The organism is Lysinibacillus sp. NPDC093712 (genome assembly GCF_050280025.1).
In the GTDB taxonomy this organism is placed as follows: Bacteria; Bacillota; Bacilli; order Bacillales_A; family Planococcaceae; genus Lysinibacillus.
On the sequence record NZ_JBNNUU010000010.1, the window covers coordinates 68,003 to 89,532 of the forward strand.

Sequence of the window (21,530 nt, forward strand, 5' to 3'; positions counted from 1 at the left end):
TAAGAACTAATGTTATAATTTATGTAAGATAATGATAATCCATGTTTAACTTATTGTCAAATTTTAGATTTAAATTGTGTTAGTTAAAAAATAAGTAAAAATAAACGTAGCAATTTAATGAGAAAAAATAATATGACACACCAATGATTTTAAAATTTCCAATTTCATACATGCGCAAGTAAGTAAGTGAATTTAATCGAAAACATTAAATGAAGAAAGAAGCGATTTAACTTGTTCTAATTCTTCTAAAGACAATTTAGATAGTTTGCTTGAAATCTCATTTCTTAATTGGAGCTCATATATAAAAACGTCATTATAATTGTGAATACTGTTTACTTTAGAATTTATATTATCTTCCATTTTACTTATACTAAGTTCATTTTGAATATGGTCAATTTTATTTAAGATAGTAGCCATGTTGTTATGTAAAATTTTTAAATCTAAAACTGAATTCACTAATTCGGACCAATTTTCAAGTTGTTTTTCTTCATTATAGGTTCCCGAATTAGGCTTATCATTAAATGATAAATTTTCTATTGGGGGAGTAGATTGAACTGGAATTTTTTCTATAAATGAAGGCATAACAAATTTTACGTGATCTCTACGATATTCAACAACTAAAGATGAAGATAGGACGTAACCAGGATAAGCTCTACTTAAACTAATTATTGTCTCATATAAGTCTTCTTCATCTTCAAACAAATAGTTAAGACGATACGATTTTTTTCTTAATAAAGCCTTAGCCCAATCTAAAGTAATAAATCCTTCTAAACTACTTCTTTGAAGTAATTTATAACAAGCGATACACACATATTCAATTGGAGGAGTGATTCGGCCACTTTCAATTCCAGAAAGAGTTCCTAGAGGGATATTAAAGATTTCTTCTGCAGCAACTTTTTGTGTTAATTTATGTTGCTTTCGAGCATTTTGTAATCTTTCTTTCATTTTAATGCCCTTAACAGATAATGACATATAATCAGTCCTTTCGTATAGGTAAAAACGTTCTAATTATAGGGTATATAGTAATTATAAATTTCTATTTGTTTACTAATTATTATACATAATATGTAGATTTTATCTATTACAACCCTCAAACTTATTTCTCTAGGTTTATTGATAGTTAAATCTATTTATCTACTGAATGTAATATTATCTCTACTAAGAATTAGAATTGCAAATTCTCATTAGAAATGTATTAAAAAGGTTATAAGAACAATATTACTTATAAAAGGGAGTAAATTCATTAAGTATTAGTAGTTAAGATAAAAAATTAAAGTTAGATTTATCTAGATGAAATCTAGAACACATATACACTATATTAAAATTTAAAAATTTAAGAAAGTATATATGAATACCTATTAAATGAATGTTCACAAAATATAAATTTAACGAACATTCATGAGGTAAATGTAGTAAAATTAGATTAAATAAAATGAAGTTAAGAATTGCTAGAGTAACTGGAGATTTGGAGGAATAAGTATGTTAAGAAGACTCAATAATTATTTGGTAAATCTGCAACAACGAAAAGTTGATAAAAGAAGAAAACATTATGATGACATTCATCGTGCTGAAGGTTACAAAGAGCCTGAGTTTATTAAATTAAGCCCTAAAAGAACTTCAAATAAGACTGTCTCCACTCTGCATCATAGAAATGCAGGAAGTGGCACAACGGCGTCCAGTAGTTCAAACGTGATGGCAAATATTCTATATAGCTCATCAATAACCGATACCGCTTCATACAGCAATAACTGCAATACGGCCTCTGATAATACAGATAGTTCACCCTCTTGCGATTAGGAGTGGAAATATGAAATCTTCCGAATTGCTAGTCCTTAATAATGAACAGCAGAATATAAAAAAGAGCATTGCTTTTCTTGAGAGTGAATATAGAGATTTAAATGTTCATATAATTGCTACTTTAATTAACGAATTAGAGGTTTGTCAGAGTAAAATAATGCAGCTAGAAAAGCCTGGAATAAATAATACAGAAAGGCAGTGTCTATAATGGTAACTTCATTTACAATACCGGTTAATCTAAATGAATTGGATTTAACTGAAGATCTCCTACAAGCTTTTGAACGAAATCAAAGCAAAGTTTTTAGTGTAACGACTAAATTAGCCTTAGTTAGTGATTTACTCCCTAAAAGTGATGTAAGTCACCTTAGCCCTTTTACTAATGTGCTGGTTGTAGCTGATTATGATAAAGGACAAATAGATATCGATATATTGAAAGATTAGAAAGAGCAGGTTCAAAGAGATGATTAAGTATACTTACGATTTATTTACGATGATTTCTGATTATTGGTCACCAATTCCTAAATATGAACGATGCTCATATATTTTATTTCTGATTTACTCTCGAAAACATAATTATAAATCTGTTTTAGAATTACAAGAGGATTACGAGCAGCTCCACTTATACAATGATACAGTAACATCAGATCTTCTATTTATTTTTAACGAGGCAATGAATTTCCTCTTAAAAAATAATATTGTTTATATATCAGAACAAGGTTTGATTTTAGATGAAGAGAAATGTCTTTTATTCCTCTTAGATAGTACTAACACTACTCAAATTAATCTACTGAACTAATTTCGCACCTTTCTATTACATAGGTCAGCAATCTGATTGATTTCAGTAGTGGTTTGAAATTTATACGAAAGATAATAAGGGGCATCTCAAAGGTACGATACATTAATATATGAGAAGCAATATAATAATAGACTTTAGTGATAAATGAAGAAAGGATAATGACTATGAATATAAAAACAAGTAAAATATCTAGTTGCTATTTTTCAGAGTGTATTAGTGGAGATATTTCACTTTATGAAAAGGATATAACAGCAAATATGTGTCCTTCCGATGCTGAACACCTTTATAGGCTCAATGAATATGGAGTGTTTATCCCTGTTTTCCCAATGTCCATACGTAAATGCAAATTGATTGGCTACTTTGTAAGTGAGGAATACAACGAATTTATTTGTATATTTGAAGAGAATGGGAAGTACAAAATTGATGAAAATATGGGAGAGTTAGGATGGTTACCTTGTAATTAAATTTAAAGTTAAAATAAGAACGAATGTTCGTTAAAATTGTATTTTGTGAACAATTGGAGAGGATGGAGTGTTTTATAAATGGCTATAACACCTGAGAAATTAAATATTCGAAAATTAATAGAAAAACATAGTGAGACTATGCCCTTCTACGTTAAGGAGTATATACAATCAAAATTAACTGCTAGATTGTCTCCTGACACCCTTTTGCAGTATCTCTATAGATACAAACACTTCTTTAATTGGTTGCTCTCAGAGGGGCTTGTAGAAGCTGAGAATGTGGCTGCTATCCCCTACTCTGATTTAGATAGAATGAGAAAAGATACAATCGAAATGTATATTCAATTTTTGCGGAACGAAGATATTTCGAAAAAAGAAGTTGATACTGAAGGAAAACCAAAAGCTTTAAAATTACCGGCGTATCGCGGCGAATCCGTTGTTGCATTATCGATTCAAGCTTTAAAGTCCCTTTTCAATTATCTAACCAAAGAAACCGAAGATGCGGATGGCGAATGTTATTTCTATCGGAACGTAATGTCAAAGATTGTAACGCATAAAACAGGAGAAACGGCCAGCCGTAGAGCACGTGATCTTAATGCAGTAATATTGAATGACGATGAAATTTCCTCCTATCTAAAGTTTTTAGCAAACGGCTATAGCGAGACTTTAACTTCTGCAGAAGCTAGGAGTCGATATGAGCGAGATATGATACGCGATTTAGCCATTAACTCATTAATGTTAGGTACCGGTATGCGGGTTGGAGAAATTGCCAGTATTGAAATGAAAAATATACATTTGCACAGTAGGTACATAGATGTTGTTAGAAAAGGTAGTAAGCCTGATTCGGTTTCAGTTCTAGAGAGTGCTATAGCGGATTTAGAACGCTATATGGATATTAGGGAATCCAAATATCCAGGTGCTAAGCAATCCCCTTTCCTTTTTGTGAGCGTCTATGGTGGAGTAGCAAGACCCCTTTCAAGAAAAGCAATTCAAAACATTGTTAATAAATATACTTCTGCTTTTTTTAAAGATGGGAAAAGCCCGCACAAATTAAGACATTCATTCGCAGTTGACTATATACGTAGCGGTGGCGATATCATTTTATTGAGAGATCAACTTGGCCATTCAGATATTAAAACAACTTCATTGTACACAAACATGTCGTCTAAAGATGGAGAAAAGGTTTTAGATGAAATGGATAAAAGAAGATGAGGGTTGAGGTTTTATTTTTATATACATTATTTGTCTCACGTGCTATATTCGAATTATATAAATAATATTTGAACAACTTAAATCAAGGAAGAACCTAGATATTGAGTCGTCTTTTTGACGGCTTTGTATTTAGGTTCTTTTTTTGATTTTAAAGGAGGTGATTAAAATGTTTCTGGTAAAAGCATATATAGGTTTTTCTGCAATTTCATTTACAGTATTGTTTATTTGTTTTCTTCTATGGGATCTCAAATTTCTAGTTAAAACTAAGTTCTACACTCATAGACACTATATAAGTTTCTTATTATGTGGTGCTTACCTAACTTTAACACTTGTCGTACTTAGGTTTATCAGTTATCTGTAGCTTTAGAATAAAGTATCAAAAACGACCAACAGACCCAATTTTTAAGTTAAATTAAAAGAGCCCGTTTTGAACAAAGTTTGTTCAGAACGGGTTAATTATTTGTGAAAATGTGAAATTTTTATAAAAAAGTTAGTTTGATCAGTTTCTATTGCTGTTCTTGCACTTTAATCTCTTTTAAGTTTGTTATTCGTAGTAGTGACATAAGTTCAATCACTTCGGGGTTAAAGTTATGAATGATGTAATGCAATGAATCGTATATTTCCTGTTTAAATGTTCTATCACCAAATAATGACATACATTGAACGTCCTTTAAATTGATTACATTAACACATAACAGCTACAACGTCCTTACCTTCATTTCGTGCTTTTCTAATAAACTCTCTTTCTTCTTTGGCTAAATCTTTACTGCACTTCGGACAATTAAAAGTATCTGTATATTCTTTACCATCAATCATATACATAATTGTGGTAGTATATTTAACATCTTCTTTACATTTTGGACAATACTTTTTTAATGTTTCACCAAACATTCTATATCCACCCTCCAATTGTTTTATGTTTACATTATAGAAAATCCTCTTTCCGCAAGGTATTCTGTAAACCCCTTTTTTGCAGTATTAATTTTCTTTGAATGGTATTAATTCAGAAATCTTATATATTGAGATAATACCTTTGCTATAATTCATAATTCTAACCGCTTCAAGGAAATGAAAAACGGTGCGAATACGACTAACGGCAAGATTTGTTTCTTCGCTGATATCGGATATATGTGCTGGGATAGTCATCGATCGATCTAATCGTTTTGAAATAAAACTTAACAATATAATAGCATGCTCTACAAGTAATGCTTTTTTTGTCTTCGTATAAGGCAAATTAAAGCATACTAATTGGACTGCTTTTACCCTTCTTAATAGAAATTCTTCTTTTTTAGAAGAAGAAAGCATATTATTTGAGCTGTGGCATTGTAATATCCATTCTTGTAATGGCTGTTTCAATACTTGTCGTGACATAACTAAACAATCCTTTCTTAACCAAATAATGTAGACCACATTTCGAAAATTCGCCATAAAAAAAAGAATGTACCTACAAATGCAATTACACGTAAAACAAATGACCTTATAACAGAAACAATTTTCCACGCAATACATACTGCGAAAGCAATAGCTAGAATGGGTATAACATCAGCTAGAGTACTCGGCACTGGCTGCTCCCCCTTCTGTACATATATCTGTAGTAATAACAGTGTAGTTTTTATGGTTAACTAAGGTGATAGGAGATTCAAGGTGGAGCTTGGCTGCATCTGCATCACTTATTGAAACAAGTACAGTATGTTCACGGTAAGCTTCTACTTGACCATGAATTGTATATCCATTTCTTTCGAATTTAACGGTGTCTCCTATTGAAGCATGACCTTTTTTTAACTTTCTCGGCAAACATTTAATTTGTTGCTTATCCCATGAGTTAGCAAGATTCATCATACATTTTCTCCCCTATTCTGAACAAAAAAACCCCTTCATTCACACGAAAAAGACTGCAGTTTAATAGCAGTTTCGTGTAGATGAAGGGGTGTTCCCATTCAAGATTAAATTTGGAAATATTAAGTGCTTTATATGGGTATTATATCAACATGAATCTGAATGTTCAATATTATTTTCTAATGGACAATGTGTGAAACATGCGAGTTGTTCATAATGTATACTTATTCTTGCTGTTTATTTAAGAAATCTTGAATTATTTTTTGGCCCATCTTACTATCTGTCGTGTTCTGTTTGTTAGCAAGTTCTGATAGTCGCTCATGGTACTGTGCAGGAAGAACAACCACAACCCGTTTATCAAAGCTAACTACATGTAATACATGATCAATTAATTTTACTTCACCATTATGGGTATAGTTATTTAATTCTAAGAGCCTGTCGATATGTTCTGAATGACTGGCCACTTTCCAGTTATTCATTTTAATCCGTCCATTAATACTTTCATCAGTTAAAATTAATTGAGCATTCTCTATGCCAAATATATTGTAGATAGCATCCACGTATAAATAAGCATTTTTCTCATTTTTAGGGATAGAAAAGTTCACATACAAAGTAGAGCGGACTGTAGGTTTATGAATATCATATAACGGCTGTATATCTTTTATAGCTCCATATTCTATAAACCCTGTTTCTGTATAGAAACCCCAACGACGCCCTTCTATCATAATGCGGTATGTTCTACCATTTTCATCAACAAAAGGCTGCAGTAAGGCTATATTAAGCTTACTATTATAGTAGTTACTCTTTGTTCTGAAATGCGAAAAATTGTTTTCTAATATGAGTTGATCTAGAGTTTCTCTTATTTCAGGTGATATTAAATAAGTTTGTCGCAAGCCATGATAACCCATTGGGATTTCGATATCATTATCAGCAATAATCCTCTTTAATAACTCCGGGCTGACCTTCTTTTCTTTGGCATATGAATTTAAACTAATGTGATCACTAGTGGCACTCATCTGTGCTTTCAAATTTAAAACACTTTCTGCATTAAATAACCGTTGTCCATTGACTGTATATTTTAAGTTAGGCTGTTCAACTTCTTCAAGGAGCCCTTTTTCGATGTATTTATAGACTGTAGACTCAGCGATGTTTAAAGTCTCAGCAACCTCTTTAAGTGTTAGACCCGCTTCAATTTCTTTTTCATTATTTTGCACCACATTCATTCCTTTCAATAAATCAACTATAAGATTAGGTCTTATAGTTAAAGAAGCTACTTGTATTATGTTCTAAGCCCTTCTCTAAATAGAACAATTGAGCTGGCTTATATCGATTAAAATACTGGTTTAAAAATGCTTCACGATTCATATTAGAGCTCCAGTGAATGAAATCTTTATTGCCGTTATTCCAAATAGTCATAGAGGCACATATTTCACTTGTAGCTACTTCTACTACCATCCAAGTATCATTTACATCACGCACACATACGCGTAAATGTTCTAAATTTGTGCCAATGCCTCGCAATAATGGTAACACATGATTATTCAATAATATATCTTCATATTGACGATTATTTATTTCTACTGTTTCGTTTTTAATCTGGATATTAGGCTTATAGTTCAGCAGATTTTCATCAAACAGTTCCAGTTCAATTTGTTCAAGGACTTCCATCATCATAACTCCCTTATTAAGAATTAAGTAGTAGTGCAAAAAGATGTTTTATTCTGAAATTTCTATATCGAATTCTAATCTAATTTTTAATTTCAGTAACAGTAAATTGCTCGCCATTTGTATACCCTATTTTTTTAGCTGCTTTTTCCACAGCATTAATACGTCCCCATGCTTTCAATTCTACTTTGATTACTTCACCTTCAGGTTTAGTTGCAATAACTATGAATGTTCGATAATGTAAAATGTCTAGTAAAGAGCTATGCTCCGCTAGAACGGAGATATACATTAATAGAAGTAAAAGAAAGAAACTGATAATGAGTATAATTATGCTTTTGGTAGTGCCTAGATAGTCAATGATTGAAACCATAAATGAGATGATATCGGTCATTATTAAAAATCTCCTTTATCTTCTAACCGCTTATTAATGTCATCCTCAATCTCATCTTCTAATTTGTTAAAACCAATTTCAAAAGGATTATAATAAGATGTAGAGGTTGAGGATAGATCTATAGTGACAATTTGATAACCTTTATTTTTTAGAATTTCTATACCGTTTAGAATATCCAATTTTTCATGATTTTCCATTAATAATTCCCCTCTGAATGTTTTATTGTTTTTTGCTGAACAATATCTTTCAAAGAACCGAACACAAAAGATTGTCCAGTCACTTATATCTTTGTCACAGTAATGTTTAAAGCATTAAATAAATTTTCGTATTCTTTACTATCCTCTTCTTTCATAACAATGCCATTTTGATCTTTTATATGCTCTGAGAGGACAATAGACTTTAATTCGCTGCCTTTCAATTCATCTTCTCTTGCTATTACTAAATTTTCATTTGTTTGTATTCCCATTTCATTTCAATCTCCTTTTCCTCGTATTGTGCAGTACCTACTCACACAAACCATATTGGCTGAAACTTCTTCCATCAACTTCAAAAGTGATTAATTTAACTTGTAAAATCCATCCCACTATCAAATGCTTCATGTGCTATGTTATGAAACTGTTTTATATTCTCTTCTGTTTCTTCCTTTACTTTAATAACGACTTTTATAAATGCCTGGCTATTACCAAAACCATGTTCCGTGTAGCAATCTACAATATCAGCACAATCGGGAATGTTGTCTATTGCCTTGCATATCATTTCCTTAACTTTTTCTTTATCCATATCCTCATCTACACCCTTCTATTTAAAATCTGTCCAGTGTCCAAAATCCTCAATGTTTCTAACATGATCTTCATAATTTTCAGTAACTACCAGGAAATATAGCATTGCCTATACTAAGAGCAGCAACATATAGCGTAATAACAATGATACACAAAGTAATCATAGCGACATAAGTTCTTTTATGTCGTTTTCGTATACCCTCTTCTTTAGTTTATTTCAAACTGAATTTGAGGATTGGTAATCTAAATGTATAAAATAATATCGTTTCAATTAACATAATAAAAATCACGATAGGAAAGAAAATTGTATACAATTATAAATTCTTTTAATCGTCGATATAACTTTCCAATTCTTAGTTATAGTTCCTTTCATATTAGTTAACTTCTTCTTTCCGATTCAATTTACTAATTTTCTTTGGATATTCATTTTCCCAATCTTGATGTAAGGAGTTGAACCTTTGAATTCTACACTGTTCTAAAAATATTGTAATTTTAGCAAATAGACCTTTAGTAATGTCGTTATAGCAAAGATTATAGTAAAACCACCATTCCTCTATCTCCTTATATTGCTTATTGGACTTCCGCTCTTCAGGAAGATGTATAGATATATAAACTATTAAAGCCTCTATTTCTTCGGACCTTTCATACAATATGTCATATAACAATTCCAAGTCCTTATCATTTAAAGAAGTAGCTAAAATCATCTCTTTAATATTATTAATTGTGAGATAAATATCCCAACTTCTAAATGCCTTTAAATCACGCATCTTTAAGTAAGGCTCAAAAATTGGCAATTTATTAAGTATCTCTATATCTGTCTTATGCTGTTTATATCTGTATCTTAATTTCCAGAACACGGTTAGATATATCCCCCTTTAGCCTGTTGACACTTCATATTTATCTCCTTTTTAGTGAATTTTTAAATTAAATGGATTCATCTCCTATCGACTACTGAATAATATCTTTCGTTTACTCACATAATCCATTCTGACTTGAACAAACAGGACTTCCTCCATTAACTTCAAAAGTTCGAATAGCTTAACTTGTAAAATCCATACCACTATCCAATGAGTTATGTGCTATGTTATTGTACATTTTCTTTTATTTGTTCATTAAATTCACTACAGTATTGCCTATACTTACAATAGGTAGATAGATTATTAACATAACAACGGAACCTACTAAAAAAGGTGAGTATGTCTTTTGGTAATATTTTTTCTTAACTTCATCATCTGTACTTTTCAAACTAAAAAGTAAAATAGTTGAAGTGATAATTAAAATACCTCCGAAAATTGCAAAGTAAAGAACATCTAAAAAGCCCATTTTAATTTCTCCCTTCTTATTCTCTCATCGCAATGTTCCTCATACTGTGTAGTTATATTTCATTGCCACGGCCAATAAATCCTTTTCTAAATTACCTTCAAAAGCAATCACGGTTTTGCTTGTAAGATAAACAATAGAATCTCCTACCAGTTCTATAACTTTAACTATATCATCCGCATTTTCTGCATTCTCTAGCGCTAAGTACACTTTAAATGGTCCTACACTATTTCTATCAATATACAGTTGGTCTTTACGTATAAACAATGAAACACTTCCTATACTCTAAATTTGTTTATTTAAATTGCATAATTTACTCAAAGTGAACTATTAGTCTAAGAATATAACATCAATAGCTGCTATGTATCCAATCGAAGAGTAGATATAATATTTTCAAATTGGTCATTAATATTTATCCGTTTCAATGGGGATAAACTCGTCAATTTTCATATCTATTGTTGTTTCAGCTGCGATAATGTTTCTTTCACGTGCTTTGCCAATCGCATCTTCATCAGAATCCGCATCAACAATTACTAGAACCCTTTTGGTTATTTTTTGTTCCACAATTACTTTATATAAAGTCATTATATGAAGTCCCTTCCAGTACATTTTCATCATTCAAGAATAATGATATCTTTCAACAATCTTTAGCCACTTCTGAGCGAGAAAACTTATTTGAAATGATTAGCAAATCGACTCAAAGGAGTCCCCTTTGTATAAAACTCCTCTAAAGTATCATAAGCTAAATCAACTATAGTCATAATATCTCTGCCATAGTTTGTGAAAATATAAATGAATGCCTCGTTATCGTCAAGATACTCTTCTTTATTTAGTGGATCTTCAAAATACATAACTTGATATTATCAATTCCTCCATCGAAACCTTCTGTTCCATATCCAATTACGTCAAAGATTATATTTATTACACCAATTATTTCTTTTTTATTATAAAAATTTAACTCTAGAGTATACGATGTAGTATATCCGTCCAACGAATGTTTTTGAAATTCAACAAGATAATCATCACTAACTCCTAATTCTATATTTTTCATGAATACCTCACCTAAAACTACCTTTCTTTGATTCTAAAAATTATTTTTTTAAGAAGAACACGGACACTAATATTATCTAACTCCATATTAAACCCGAGTTTATAAAAAAATAAGAATATTAATGGGGTCATTATTATAATTATTCCCCCTAGGTATTCTAAGAAATTGCTCATATCCATTAAAACCTTCTTTCCATTATAGTTCTCATTACTTTTTATTATAATTATACAATAATTATCTATATTTTGATTTATTTTATTTGTTTTTAAATTATATGTATAAAAAGAGGGCAATTTTATCCTCTCTTTTCCAATCCAGTATTTAGGAACTATTTTTATTGAGAAAAACTTGGTAAGATGTTATAATTCCTTATGAAGATGTATATAAAATAAATAAGACCATTTAGTGTTACCGCACTAAATGGTCGTTGTAACAAGACGAATCGCTTCAAAGGCGATTTGCAAAGTGATGAAAGTAAACCATCTCTTAGCTTGCGAGGCGGAGGGGGTTTACTTTTTTTGTGTAAAAGTAAATGACAATGCTAGTACTGACACAATAAGCGTAGTGAAGCTTATTGCTACCATCAGACTTTCAAAAACCGTCATTGGCATCAACTCCTTTCCCTTCAAAAAAAAGAAGAAGATTGGTTAAATTGATTGCCAACCACCCATGAAACCTCTATCTAGTTACTCTTTAATTATACCATATTTTAGAGGGAAACTATTTACTTTCTTCATTAAAAAAGGGCTTGTAGTTAGTGTTTTTTTCTTCAGAATTGGTACGGGATTCTATTATTTTTTGCGTATCAATTCTAGATATTTTTTCTTCAATTAAATAGTCTTCTTGCAGTACCTTAATATGTTTTTCCATAGCGCTTTCCAATTGTATATTTATAGCCTTTAGTTCTTCAGCCATTTTTATATGTAAGTGCAATAAAACTTTTGATTTCCCTGAAGGTTGCCTTTCTATATCCGTAGCAATACGTTTGAGCAGTTCTTCGTTTTGTAAAAAAATATAGGATATGTCTTTTGAAACGCCAAATTCATTTAGATACACTGCTATTTCTTTATATATTTTTATATTGTATTTGTTAATTTTGAGGATATTTGTATGCTCCGCTTCAAGGTTTACTTTATCCCAATTGCTCAGACTTGAATTGATGTTTACAATTGCTTTTTGAAAATATGGCCATTCAGGAAGCTGGTTGGAAAAAGAAAAATCATTTTTAATTTCTGGTGTTGAACTAATCTGATATTGAAAAACTATTGTAATCATTTTTCCGATAGTTATAATTCCAAGCATCGCCATGAGGCCATACTTCAAAGGTGTCGTTAAGTTTTGAATTGCTTCTTGTTGCAATCCCATTTCAAATAATAAAATCATGTTTTTCATCCTCTCTATATGGAATATCGTCTTCCAATGATATGGGCTTCTGTTTGGTGCTCATAACTATCAGTAATAAGTTTATCGAGATCGTATGTAACAATAATATCGGCACCAGGCATACCTTTATACAATTCATTGAGTAGGAAGGCAAGCTTTGTATGGTCTTGTTCGGTATAGAAGTGATTATAGAGAGCTTGTCCTTTTTTTACATAGGGTGGATCTAAAAAGATGTGAGCATCGGTATTCCAATAGGCCTCTTCAACAAAACCATAGGCATCTTCACAGTATAATGTGATTTTATCAGCCAAATTCGCTAAGGACTGGATACGAGCCGACAATGACTTCGGGTTCCAACGTGATAATAGCTGGTCTTGTGTTCCCTTCTTCCCTCCTAATGGATTAGCTTTAGGTATACCACTATAAGCAAGGCGGTTAACTACGAGCGTATCCCATGCTGCTTCTAGCATGTTCATTCCTTTGAAACCGTTTCGTATATTTTGTTGGGCTTTAAAGTAATCTGTCCTTGTGGGTAGTATGTTGTTTACTCGATAAATAAGCTCTGAAGGCATATTAAGAATCGTCCAATATAGGGAATGGATACCAAAATCTAAGTCATTTAGATGTAGGTGATTAATTGCTTCAGCATGAAGTAAGGCGAATTCAAAGCTTGCTCCTCCAGCAAAGGGTGAATATAGTACATCACGTTTACTTTTTTGTATGTGAGAAAATAAATATTGTACTAGTTTGCTTTTGCCTCCTGGGTATCGAAGCGGAGAAAGCTGCGCGCTTAATTTCCTTTTTATATCTTTAGGAATATGAACTGCAGGAGCAGTCGCATCTTCTAAGATTAAAATAAATCGATCTTTAGCTGAACGTGCATTGCTAAAGTAATTAAAGCAATCGCAGCTGTCACACCAATAGCCTTCCTCGTTATGGTCTAATCTTTCATGTGCAGGATAAACTTCAGAACAAAATTCACACATAAATCTTGAAGCAGTAAATTGTTTATGATTAATTTGTAGAATTTCACCTAACTCTTTTAATCTAGCGTTGTAAATTAAATGCTGCTTAGAAATATCATGAATAGAATAACCACTTATAACTTTGTGTAGCTTATTGTATTCATCAATCAGTGTTTGTTTTGGTGAAAAGCAATTCTCCGCTTTCAGTAAATACATATATAATCCCGCTCCTTCCATATCGGTTCCCTATTCTTCTTTGGTGTATATTCTAATAATTTAATTATACATATAATTTAAAAACAAATGCAAATGTTTAATTGTATAAAATAAAAAGCATTGCGCAAATGCAATGCTTTCTAATCCATATCTACAGTCATTTACAAATGGATACAGTTTTTTCGTAAATACCTACTCCTTAATACAACTAAAGCAAGGTATTGTAAATCTCAAGTTGTAAATTCTCGTAGTTCATATTCCATTTGAAGTTGTTCATCACAATCATAATAAAGACCTGATACTACTTGAAAACAATCTCTTAGGAAAAAATATACATATCCAATATGGAATTTGGTGTCCTTAAAGGTTTTTTGACCATTTTTATTAACTGGATACCTAAAAGAGTGTGTATCAACTGGAACGGTCACCTCGCTTGGCGATAGATAATTAAATGTGAGGTCTAATTTAGTTTTATAACTATCAACCCATCCATAAGTTTTAATTTGCTCATATATCTTATTCCAAATCCTCTTAATATCGTGCTTATTTTGGTACTGTAATTTTAAAGCTGATTGGTGGTCAAAAACACGCATACATATAGCTTTAAATTGTACTTCTATAGCATTTTGAAGAAGATAGCAGATTGGTTTGAAATATCTTTCATTGGCTATATCCTTCTTATCCAATATTGTCTGTTTAAATAGATGTTCAGCTAAATCATTGTATGAATCTGCATACAAATATAAATCACTCTGATTGTATTTTCTGCCAACTACACTCATGGCATAATACTCTGTACCAGCGTCCAAAAAATCTGTTGAAAGTTCTTTGGAATCCTCAACTGTAATATCAGTGAAATCCCCATTGTATATCTGTGAGACAATTTCAAACGAATACTCGAATTTTTTGACTAAAGAAACTATGCAAATGTTTCTTTGTTCTTCAAAGACGAATTTCATTTTCTTTATATTGGATTCAGAATTTATTTTGAAAGGATATCTAAATGAATCAGACATTTTATCAAATGTCGAAAAATTATCTAAAAAGGATTTTAACCATTCTATATGCGGATTAAATGATTCTAAATTATCCGGCCAATTGACTTTATTCAAGAGTTCCTTTAAGTCGTGGGTTGTTACACTCGACAAATTGATATTATTGGTCTTTAAAATAGTTCCTTTGATAAGTAATTCAAGTGAATGACGATATAAGTATGCCAATGGAAATATTAATTTATCTAAACGTTCTATATATGGTCCTTCAAGCATAAACGTAGCACAAGCATATGCTGCATGCCTAAAATCACTCGCCATTTCACTGAATGATACAGCTAATGATTCATTGGTGTGTTTAAATAAATGATTTTTAAAGGTATCGTAGTTTTCATAGTTTTCAGTAACAAAACGTAAAAATTCTTCTGGGAAGTCATCATACTTCCCATAATCAAATCGTTCGAACAACCATTTTTTATCATCATTTAAATGATTATTATAATCATAAAATAACGATTTTATTTCCTTGTACTTCCGTCCTGAAAAGGTTTGAAAAGGTTCTATCATATTATTTTCTTCCTCTATTCTTTCGATTATAATTTAAATCTCTAAAATAATTTTGTTATCGTTATCATATCCACCTTCAATGAAGGTTTTTTTAGCAGCTTTACCTATTATATATGTAGTAGATGCATCGAATGTAGCTCCGACAACACCACCTAATAGCGGGATCATTTTCCCTAAATTTACAGCACCCTTCTCACCGGCCTTGGTTACTAATCTAAAGCCCACCTTTTGGTTGATTTGTGTCAATACTTTACCTGGTATTCTTTGTACTTGTACTTTCCCAATTTTAGATGCAATTATAATGCCGTTTTGTTTTATTAAATCAGAAGCGGATTGACCTGTTAAACATGCATAGACAAATGTTTGAACTTGGTCATCTTTTAAATCATAGCCACGTATATGAGCAATGGCAGCAATCATCCGTATTTGCATATACATGACTGAAACAAGATTTGTAGGTATTGCTATGGGCAAAGAAATAAGACCACCCAAACCTGCAGCAAAGCCGTTTGCCCCTGCTTTACTTTGTTGCCAGCGAATTAAGCTATCAATAGCCTTATCTTTAGTTGGATTTTTTGATAAATAGCTATTAGAAAGTTCATACACCGAATAGGTGCCAGGTATACCTATTAAGACCTTTTCATATGTCCAATCTAAAATTTTTTGGACATTTCCTTCGTTACTTACCAAATTTATCACCCCCTAATAAATTTAAATTTTGGTAATTCTGTTATATTAAATGATAGTAACATACTATAGTTTATAAGGGTGTATGCATATTAATTTTCTAATAATAAAAGCAGCATACTGGGTGCATGCTGCTACTAATGTTCATTGGGATATAAAAGCTATCTAACTTAAAGACTCTTTTTCTTCAACAGTTGTAACTGAATTTCTTTTAGTAATACTTCCGCACCTTGATCACTTAATATTAATTTTCCTTCTAACAATTTATGATTATCGTCAGATATACTTCCTGTAACTGCACATGTCATATCAGGTAAGTATTTCTTTAAAATAATTACCTCTTTATCCACATATATTTCTAGTGGATCTTTTTCGTTAATTCTTAAAGTTTTTCGTAACTCCATAGGAATTACTACACGTCCTAATTCATCGACTTTACGAACAATACCTGTTGATTTCATCTCTATTCCTCCGTAATATAATATATTTTTGTCTATTATCCTCAAATTGTTTAGTAAACAAATCTATTTCATAATCATTAAATATCCCACAAACCCTAAAGAGATAATGCAATAACTTAAGGATATATATTTCTTTCTTTTATTTAATACTTTAGGTTCATTTGATTGGATATGTAAATAAGATTGTAACCTCCGATACACAACCCTATCAGACTAATAAACATGCATATTACATTCAAAGTTTCGCTAGTATCCATTTTTCAAACGCCCTTTCTTACTGCACAATTTCCTCATATTGTGCAGTAGTTCAATTAAAATAGTGAAATTTGTTCTTTTCCAAAAACCTCTAAATAAGAACTTTTCATCGATTCAAGTAGATCTCGATATTCACGTTTTGGTATATGCATTTGAGCGCCGTTATCTCCGAAAAACTGAACATAATCATATTTGTAAAGTTCTTCTATTGATTCGCAATAACCGATTTTTCTAGGGATAAAATCTTGTCCATCAAAGTAACCTCGATAGCAAGAGTCCGGGCTGATATAACCTTCGCTGGATCTATTAAAAGCAAAAATAAAAATTCTTTCTTGCAGCATTCTCTATCCCTCCTAATTACTGAACAAAATATTTCAAATATGTTTTTTCGGAATGCTAGTTATAATGCATCTGCTGCATCAACTGCTGAAATGGACTCTTCTAAATCTTCGTCAGTTGCATGGTCAAGTACCCAAATCGGATCGTAACCCATATTGAGGCATGCTGCTTTGTTGTAGCCGAACACACCATTTAACACTTCAAAATTCGGTTCTTTAATAGCTAGCACCAAATATCCAGGTTCTTGGTTGTAGGTTGTTGTATAAGTGATTTCCAATATTATTGACTTACCAGTGTATGCCTCTCCGTTAAATTCCTTTAAATGCATTAAATCGCCAATTTCATAACCACGATCATCTTTACGGATTTCAAATGTTTTAATGCCATCAAATACTGGACCAAAATATTCCGGTGCAATTTTTAATTCATGTACTGTCATTTCACTTGCTCCCTTCCTCATATGGAATTACTTCTGTAATGATGCAGCTTGCTAAGTTTGGGTAATCTGATTTGAATTTTTCAATTGCTTTCTTTTTGTTTAACGCTGTAACAAAACCACACATACTTATTTTTGGAAAATCTTCGAAATGAAATGTTAATTGCCACCCCATAAATATTCTCCCTCCTGAACAATATCCTTCTATAGTGCAGTAGTAATTATCAAGAAACATTGACTAACTGAGTAAATTTCTTAGTATCTTTTTCAACAAACTTACTCCATGCTTCACCAATGTTATGTAAAACGGCTTTTTCATCATGTATATCTAATCCACACGCCATCATAAGCACAGCATCAAAATCGTGATGAAATGCGAATAAATACTCATTCTTTACATCATCAGTAAAATCACAATCAACAAAAATTGAATCTCCACCATCATCTGTTTTTTCAATTTTTTCGTTGGCACAATATACCCAATCTCTTACTCCAGATTCCCATTCGCCACCTTCAACTTTTAATGTGTATTGTTGACACTTTGGGCATTGTCGTGATTGCTTCATTTTTTCGCGTGCTTTTTCAAAATGGGCTAAACGGATTTCTGCTTGTGCAAGTGACATATTTAATTCTGTAGAATACATTTCAGGTGATTCATAAACGTTCATGCTGTCCTCTCCTTTACTCTACATATACAATAAATTTTTTCAATTGATTAGCTATATATCAAGCTAATATTATGTCTTGAATATCTACAAAAGGTACATACTTATCACGTTTATTACCGACATCGATGTATATGCCACGTATTGTAATACGTGTTACTTCACCATGCCAGCAACCACCACTTTCTCCATTAACGCTATAACTGCATCGCACCCTATTACCAACATATATTCTTCCATTTGGACCATTCGCGTAACATTCACAAGTATATTGTGCCATTATCTACAACTCCTATTAGTTTTAGTTAGTTTTTAAATGTTTACTGCATAACGACTGCTACTTGCACACAATTCAGGTAAATTTGCTCTAACTAATGCATCAGCGAATGGTGGTGGTACGCTGTTTCCCACTCTCTTAATTTGTTCAGCTTTTTTCCCTGGATGGTGATAGTTATTCGGAAAACCTTGAGCAGCAAATAATTCATGAGGTTGCATCATTCTCAATCCAATATCAATGATTTGCTGATTTCTTACTATGCAGGTTGTTAAAGCAAATCGGTCTTTTGTTGTTATAGTGTGGAGTGGCTCGTTTAAGCCTTGTGCAGTACTCTGACCATAGTATTTAGTCATGAATGCATAAACTACAGCAAACCGATTACCTCCAGCCGTAATAGTGTGTAAGGGTGAATTTAATGACAACCCTCTTACTTCATTTTCAGTACGTTCAGTGTAATAACTGATAAGGTATGCAGCTATATCCTCGCTCACCATATACGGGTTATCTGTATTAATGACAAACTTGAATAAACCTTTTTCAATACGGTTTAGTGTATTTGGTACTAGTGGTGTCTTGCGTTCAAATATAGACGGTGCGCCGATACTCCAATCAATTATTTCACTTGTAGTACGCCAAGGTTTTAATCTCCCTAATTGCACAGCTGGTGATTGTGGATCTCCATGCGTTGGCTCAGGCCATTTTATTGTCTTACCATCACATCTAGCAATCATAAAAAACCGTTTACGGATAGTAGGTGCACCATAATCACATGCATGCAATTCCCTAAAGTCTACTTCATATCCTAGTGATTCAAGTGCTTTTACGAAGCTCTGAAATGTCTTTCCCTTCAGCTCTTTGATGGGATTACCATTTTCGATTGGTCCCCAATCTTTAAATTCCTCTACGTTTTCCAACATAATGACTCTAGGTTTTACAGCTAATGCCCACTTAACAGCAATCCAAGCAAGCCCTCTTATTTCTTGTTTAACAGGTGTGCCCCCTTTCGCCTTTGAATGGTGCGTACAATCAGGGCTAAACCATGCAAGCCCTACCTTTCTCCCTTTACATGCTTCTTTTGGGTCTACGTCCCATACTGATTCACAGTAATGCTCGGTGTCTGGATGATTTAACTTGTGCATTTCAATAGCTGCCGGATCATGATTAATTGCAATATCTACACTCATACCTGTTGCCATTTCAATGCCCGTACTTGCACCGCCGCCACCGGCAAAGTTATCAACGATAATTTCTCTAAATAAGCTTAATTGCTTCAATTTCGTCACCTCCTTGTTGGTTATGTTCATTTAAGTTGAATTCAGAATCAAAAATAGTCATCTGATTTTTTAAAAACTCTAAGTATGCCGCTTCTTCTTCCGATTTCTTTCTGCATAACTGTCCCATTCCATCTTCAATTGACTTTTGTTTCCGCAATTTTTTCCCACATCTTTTACAAAGGTTCATAAGTCCTTGAATATTTTCCTTCTATTAAATATGGGACTCCATCGGTTAGTCGAATAATGAGGGTATGCAGTTCTTTTTCACATCGGTAAAAATGAATGATTGTATCTCTCTGTTTCCCATTTTCTTGACGTTCGTATGTATCCCCGTCAAAGAAAATAGTAGATGCAGGTATATAATTTTTATATAAGTCTTTTACTGTCGAATACACGTTTTCATGGTTTTCTATAGATGAATGCATTACTACCCTCCTGAAACTAACTTAGTAAGTTCAACTCTACTAACTAATCTTTATCAATAATTTTTATCCATTTTCCTTCTTGTTTAATGTATAGGCTTTGTCCATCTTTAAACTGATAGATAGACAATTTACAGAATAGTCTTTTTGCGCGTTTGCTATCTGTAGAGACATATAAGGTATAGATTGAATGAAAATCAGATGGTAGTTCATTATTATTTTTGTACTTTTCATAAACAACAGGAACATATTTTAACAATGCTTGAGTAGCATGATTATTAAAAAGCATTTGTTGTCTTACTGAAAGAGGTTTACCGTTAGGATTTTTTACAAAACTCAACTTCGTCATTCCACAAGATAATTCCATATAAGTTAGCTTGCCATTTAGAATTTTTTCATCATCTGTGTAGGAGTTTAAGTGGCGCTTACTATTAATTAAGTCAGTCAATTCCTGTCGTCTTTTATTTTGCTTAGATTTACTAGTAGGAAATGAATCTAACTTTTTTAATTCTTTTTTCGCCATTTTAATTTTTTGCCTTAAGTTCAAGAAAATCCCTCCCCTATAAATTTTAGATTAATTAATTCAGAAACCAGACTCTCCTTCCATAATAATTCCATTTTGTAAATCCCATTTTTAGTTAAAAACCAAAATTTACAATTTATACAATAATTTATATTTAGCATACCATATATTAGTTATTATTGCATTTTAATTATATATATAATTATAATTAAAATGCAAATAGATAAATAAATAATTATAATAAATAAATGGACTATTTTTTTATGTGATTTACTTATCCATCTGTAGTACAATTAATTTATTGGTATATAGAGGAAAAGAAATAATACATAAGGAGTTTATAATGGTTAGACAAATGCGTGTTACTAAATATAGTGATTCATTACAATCAGAGGAATTTGTGTTGGTTGATGATGAAGATTTTGAAAAGTGTAAAAATATTGAATGGAAATGGTATGAACATCCAGACTCTCACTTACATTTAGATTCCCATAAAAAGGTGAGAGGCTATGACAAAAATAGAGACCTTGTTTATTTAAATAGATATGTATTAGATTTGGCACCAGATAATAAGAAATTGGTGATTTTTAAAAATTCCGGTGATAATAAAAATTACACTCGTAATAACCTTCAAGTTGTTGATCGAAGCTATAAATCTAGAAATTCAATTAAGACTTGGGGTAAGTCAAAATATAAAGGAGTTTCATGGGATTCTGGAAGACAAATGTGAAAAGCTGTTGTAAGACGTAAGGGGAAGACT

The 21,530-nt window shown here is 31.9% G+C and carries 38 protein-coding genes; 6 read left to right on the top strand and 32 right to left on the bottom strand.

The genetic code is table 11. The features are described from left to right. Positions 1–192: 192 nt before the first annotated feature. Complete coding sequence (locus ACQKNX_RS22695; RefSeq protein ID WP_427430812.1) at positions 193–945, bottom strand: helix-turn-helix domain-containing protein; 753 nt, start codon at positions 943–945, stop codon at positions 193–195. Between the two features lie 534 nt (positions 946–1,479). Here ACQKNX_RS22695 and ACQKNX_RS22700 point away from each other — a divergent pair. The 5 genes from ACQKNX_RS22700 to xerS all read left to right on the top strand — a co-directional run bounded on the left by ACQKNX_RS22700 (position 1,480) and on the right by xerS (position 4,266). Beyond that, complete coding sequence (locus ACQKNX_RS22700) at positions 1,480–1,797, top strand: hypothetical protein (RefSeq protein ID WP_427430813.1); 318 nt, start codon at positions 1,480–1,482, stop codon at positions 1,795–1,797. 10 nt (positions 1,798–1,807) lie between these two features. Then, complete coding sequence (locus ACQKNX_RS22705; protein WP_427430814.1) at positions 1,808–2,005, top strand: hypothetical protein; 198 nt, start codon at positions 1,808–1,810, stop codon at positions 2,003–2,005. Continuing rightward, positions 2,005–2,238 (top strand): hypothetical protein, encoded by a 234-nt coding sequence (locus ACQKNX_RS22710; protein ID WP_427430815.1) that lies wholly within the window; start codon positions 2,005–2,007, stop codon positions 2,236–2,238. Before ACQKNX_RS22705 ends, ACQKNX_RS22710 begins: the two co-directional genes overlap by 1 nt. Positions 2,239–2,757: 519 nt before the next feature. Next, the gene (locus ACQKNX_RS22715; RefSeq protein ID WP_427430816.1) at positions 2,758–3,057 is read left to right on the top strand and encodes a hypothetical protein; all 300 of its coding nucleotides are present in this window, start codon (positions 2,758–2,760) and stop codon (positions 3,055–3,057) included. A 78-nt stretch (positions 3,058–3,135) separates the two neighbouring features. Next, positions 3,136–4,266: a tyrosine recombinase XerS gene (gene xerS, locus ACQKNX_RS22720; RefSeq protein ID WP_427430817.1), complete on the top strand. Its 1,131-nt coding sequence runs from the start codon at positions 3,136–3,138 to the stop codon at positions 4,264–4,266. Between the two features lie 506 nt (positions 4,267–4,772). On the opposite strand, the gene ACQKNX_RS22725 is transcribed toward xerS, so the two are convergent. From ACQKNX_RS22725 to ACQKNX_RS22875, 31 genes are all read right to left on the bottom strand, one after another. Beyond that, positions 4,773–4,922, bottom strand: a complete 150-nt coding sequence (locus ACQKNX_RS22725) for a hypothetical protein (RefSeq protein WP_427430818.1) — start codon at positions 4,920–4,922, stop codon at positions 4,773–4,775. Between the two features lie 28 nt (positions 4,923–4,950). Further along, on the bottom strand, positions 4,951–5,157 hold the full coding sequence (locus tag ACQKNX_RS22730; protein ID WP_427430819.1) for a hypothetical protein: 207 nt from the start codon (positions 5,155–5,157) through the stop codon (positions 4,951–4,953). An 87-nt stretch (positions 5,158–5,244) separates the two neighbouring features. Continuing rightward, the gene (locus tag ACQKNX_RS22735; RefSeq protein WP_427430820.1) at positions 5,245–5,637 is read right to left on the bottom strand and encodes a hypothetical protein; all 393 of its coding nucleotides are present in this window, start codon (positions 5,635–5,637) and stop codon (positions 5,245–5,247) included. Between the two features lie 17 nt (positions 5,638–5,654). Further along, positions 5,655–5,828, bottom strand: coding sequence for a hypothetical protein (locus tag ACQKNX_RS22740; protein ID WP_427430821.1), 174 nt, complete (start codon positions 5,826–5,828; stop codon positions 5,655–5,657). Next, positions 5,809–6,105 carry a DUF2187 family protein gene (locus tag ACQKNX_RS22745; protein WP_427430822.1) on the bottom strand — a complete coding sequence of 99 codons (297 nt, stop codon included), beginning with the start codon at positions 6,103–6,105 and terminating at the stop codon, positions 5,809–5,811. The genes ACQKNX_RS22740 and ACQKNX_RS22745 overlap by 20 nt, the downstream gene beginning before the upstream one ends. Positions 6,106–6,326: 221 nt before the next feature. Then, positions 6,327–7,316, bottom strand: a complete 990-nt coding sequence (locus ACQKNX_RS22750; RefSeq protein ID WP_427430823.1) for a helix-turn-helix domain-containing protein — start codon at positions 7,314–7,316, stop codon at positions 6,327–6,329. A 34-nt stretch (positions 7,317–7,350) separates the two neighbouring features. Further along, positions 7,351–7,776, bottom strand: coding sequence for a hypothetical protein (locus tag ACQKNX_RS22755; RefSeq protein ID WP_427430824.1), 426 nt, complete (start codon positions 7,774–7,776; stop codon positions 7,351–7,353). Positions 7,777–7,849: 73 nt separating this feature from the next. Further along, positions 7,850–8,158 carry a hypothetical protein gene (locus tag ACQKNX_RS22760; RefSeq protein WP_427430825.1) on the bottom strand — a complete coding sequence of 103 codons (309 nt, stop codon included), beginning with the start codon at positions 8,156–8,158 and terminating at the stop codon, positions 7,850–7,852. Between the two features lie 2 nt (positions 8,159–8,160). Further along, the gene (locus ACQKNX_RS22765; protein WP_427430826.1) at positions 8,161–8,355 is read right to left on the bottom strand and encodes a hypothetical protein; all 195 of its coding nucleotides are present in this window, start codon (positions 8,353–8,355) and stop codon (positions 8,161–8,163) included. An 83-nt stretch (positions 8,356–8,438) separates the two neighbouring features. Beyond that, complete coding sequence (locus ACQKNX_RS22770) at positions 8,439–8,624, bottom strand: hypothetical protein (protein ID WP_427430827.1); 186 nt, start codon at positions 8,622–8,624, stop codon at positions 8,439–8,441. A gap of 95 nt (positions 8,625–8,719) precedes the next feature. Beyond that, positions 8,720–8,938 carry a hypothetical protein gene (locus ACQKNX_RS22775; RefSeq protein ID WP_427430828.1) on the bottom strand — a complete coding sequence of 73 codons (219 nt, stop codon included), beginning with the start codon at positions 8,936–8,938 and terminating at the stop codon, positions 8,720–8,722. Between the two features lie 373 nt (positions 8,939–9,311). Next, positions 9,312–9,794, bottom strand: coding sequence for a hypothetical protein (locus tag ACQKNX_RS22780; protein ID WP_427430829.1), 483 nt, complete (start codon positions 9,792–9,794; stop codon positions 9,312–9,314). Between the two features lie 244 nt (positions 9,795–10,038). Beyond that, complete coding sequence (locus ACQKNX_RS22785; RefSeq protein WP_427430830.1) at positions 10,039–10,260, bottom strand: hypothetical protein; 222 nt, start codon at positions 10,258–10,260, stop codon at positions 10,039–10,041. Positions 10,261–10,299: 39 nt separating this feature from the next. Beyond that, positions 10,300–10,524: a hypothetical protein gene (locus ACQKNX_RS22790; protein ID WP_427430831.1), complete on the bottom strand. Its 225-nt coding sequence runs from the start codon at positions 10,522–10,524 to the stop codon at positions 10,300–10,302. Positions 10,525–10,662: 138 nt separating this feature from the next. Beyond that, positions 10,663–10,842, bottom strand: a complete 180-nt coding sequence (locus ACQKNX_RS22795; protein WP_427430832.1) for a hypothetical protein — start codon at positions 10,840–10,842, stop codon at positions 10,663–10,665. A gap of 244 nt (positions 10,843–11,086) precedes the next feature. Continuing rightward, on the bottom strand, positions 11,087–11,308 hold the full coding sequence (locus ACQKNX_RS22800) for a hypothetical protein (protein ID WP_427430833.1): 222 nt from the start codon (positions 11,306–11,308) through the stop codon (positions 11,087–11,089). 509 nt (positions 11,309–11,817) lie between these two features. Continuing rightward, entirely contained in the window at positions 11,818–11,913 is a 96-nt protein-coding gene (locus tag ACQKNX_RS22805) for a putative holin-like toxin (protein WP_427430834.1), read from the bottom strand. A gap of 115 nt (positions 11,914–12,028) precedes the next feature. Beyond that, a complete protein-coding gene (locus tag ACQKNX_RS22810; protein WP_427430835.1) occupies positions 12,029–12,691 on the bottom strand; it encodes a hypothetical protein in 663 nt (220 codons plus the stop codon). A gap of 14 nt (positions 12,692–12,705) precedes the next feature. Beyond that, positions 12,706–13,872: a DNA adenine methylase gene (locus ACQKNX_RS22815; RefSeq protein WP_427430836.1), complete on the bottom strand. Its 1,167-nt coding sequence runs from the start codon at positions 13,870–13,872 to the stop codon at positions 12,706–12,708. 230 nt (positions 13,873–14,102) lie between these two features. Next, positions 14,103–15,431 carry a hypothetical protein gene (locus tag ACQKNX_RS22820; RefSeq protein WP_427430837.1) on the bottom strand — a complete coding sequence of 443 codons (1,329 nt, stop codon included), beginning with the start codon at positions 15,429–15,431 and terminating at the stop codon, positions 14,103–14,105. 33 nt (positions 15,432–15,464) lie between these two features. Further along, positions 15,465–16,130 carry an EcsC family protein gene (locus ACQKNX_RS22825; protein WP_427430838.1) on the bottom strand — a complete coding sequence of 222 codons (666 nt, stop codon included), beginning with the start codon at positions 16,128–16,130 and terminating at the stop codon, positions 15,465–15,467. Between the two features lie 158 nt (positions 16,131–16,288). Next, positions 16,289–16,579 carry an AbrB/MazE/SpoVT family DNA-binding domain-containing protein gene (locus ACQKNX_RS22830; protein ID WP_427430839.1) on the bottom strand — a complete coding sequence of 97 codons (291 nt, stop codon included), beginning with the start codon at positions 16,577–16,579 and terminating at the stop codon, positions 16,289–16,291. Between the two features lie 311 nt (positions 16,580–16,890). Further along, positions 16,891–17,175, bottom strand: a complete 285-nt coding sequence (locus tag ACQKNX_RS22835) for a hypothetical protein (protein WP_427430840.1) — start codon at positions 17,173–17,175, stop codon at positions 16,891–16,893. A 59-nt stretch (positions 17,176–17,234) separates the two neighbouring features. Further along, positions 17,235–17,612: a DUF3850 domain-containing protein gene (locus ACQKNX_RS22840; RefSeq protein ID WP_427430841.1), complete on the bottom strand. Its 378-nt coding sequence runs from the start codon at positions 17,610–17,612 to the stop codon at positions 17,235–17,237. 1 nt (position 17,613) lies between these two features. Beyond that, complete coding sequence (locus ACQKNX_RS22845) at positions 17,614–17,784, bottom strand: hypothetical protein (RefSeq protein ID WP_427430842.1); 171 nt, start codon at positions 17,782–17,784, stop codon at positions 17,614–17,616. 49 nt (positions 17,785–17,833) lie between these two features. Continuing rightward, positions 17,834–18,277: a hypothetical protein gene (locus ACQKNX_RS22850; RefSeq protein ID WP_427430843.1), complete on the bottom strand. Its 444-nt coding sequence runs from the start codon at positions 18,275–18,277 to the stop codon at positions 17,834–17,836. Positions 18,278–18,335: 58 nt separating this feature from the next. Next, positions 18,336–18,554, bottom strand: coding sequence for a hypothetical protein (locus tag ACQKNX_RS22855; RefSeq protein WP_427430844.1), 219 nt, complete (start codon positions 18,552–18,554; stop codon positions 18,336–18,338). 32 nt (positions 18,555–18,586) lie between these two features. Beyond that, positions 18,587–19,825, bottom strand: a complete 1,239-nt coding sequence (locus tag ACQKNX_RS22860; RefSeq protein ID WP_427430845.1) for a DNA cytosine methyltransferase — start codon at positions 19,823–19,825, stop codon at positions 18,587–18,589. Next, complete coding sequence (locus tag ACQKNX_RS22865) at positions 19,803–19,982, bottom strand: hypothetical protein (protein WP_427430846.1); 180 nt, start codon at positions 19,980–19,982, stop codon at positions 19,803–19,805. The genes ACQKNX_RS22860 and ACQKNX_RS22865 overlap by 23 nt, the downstream gene beginning before the upstream one ends. Positions 19,983–19,998: 16 nt before the next feature. After that, positions 19,999–20,250 carry a hypothetical protein gene (locus tag ACQKNX_RS22870; protein ID WP_427430847.1) on the bottom strand — a complete coding sequence of 84 codons (252 nt, stop codon included), beginning with the start codon at positions 20,248–20,250 and terminating at the stop codon, positions 19,999–20,001. 43 nt (positions 20,251–20,293) lie between these two features. Then, the gene (locus ACQKNX_RS22875) at positions 20,294–20,794 is read right to left on the bottom strand and encodes a hypothetical protein (protein WP_427430848.1); all 501 of its coding nucleotides are present in this window, start codon (positions 20,792–20,794) and stop codon (positions 20,294–20,296) included. A 319-nt stretch (positions 20,795–21,113) separates the two neighbouring features. On the opposite strand from ACQKNX_RS22875, the gene ACQKNX_RS22880 reads away from it, so the two are divergent. Next, the gene (locus ACQKNX_RS22880; RefSeq protein WP_427430849.1) at positions 21,114–21,500 is read left to right on the top strand and encodes a hypothetical protein; all 387 of its coding nucleotides are present in this window, start codon (positions 21,114–21,116) and stop codon (positions 21,498–21,500) included. The last annotated feature ends 30 nt before the right edge of the window (positions 21,501–21,530 follow it).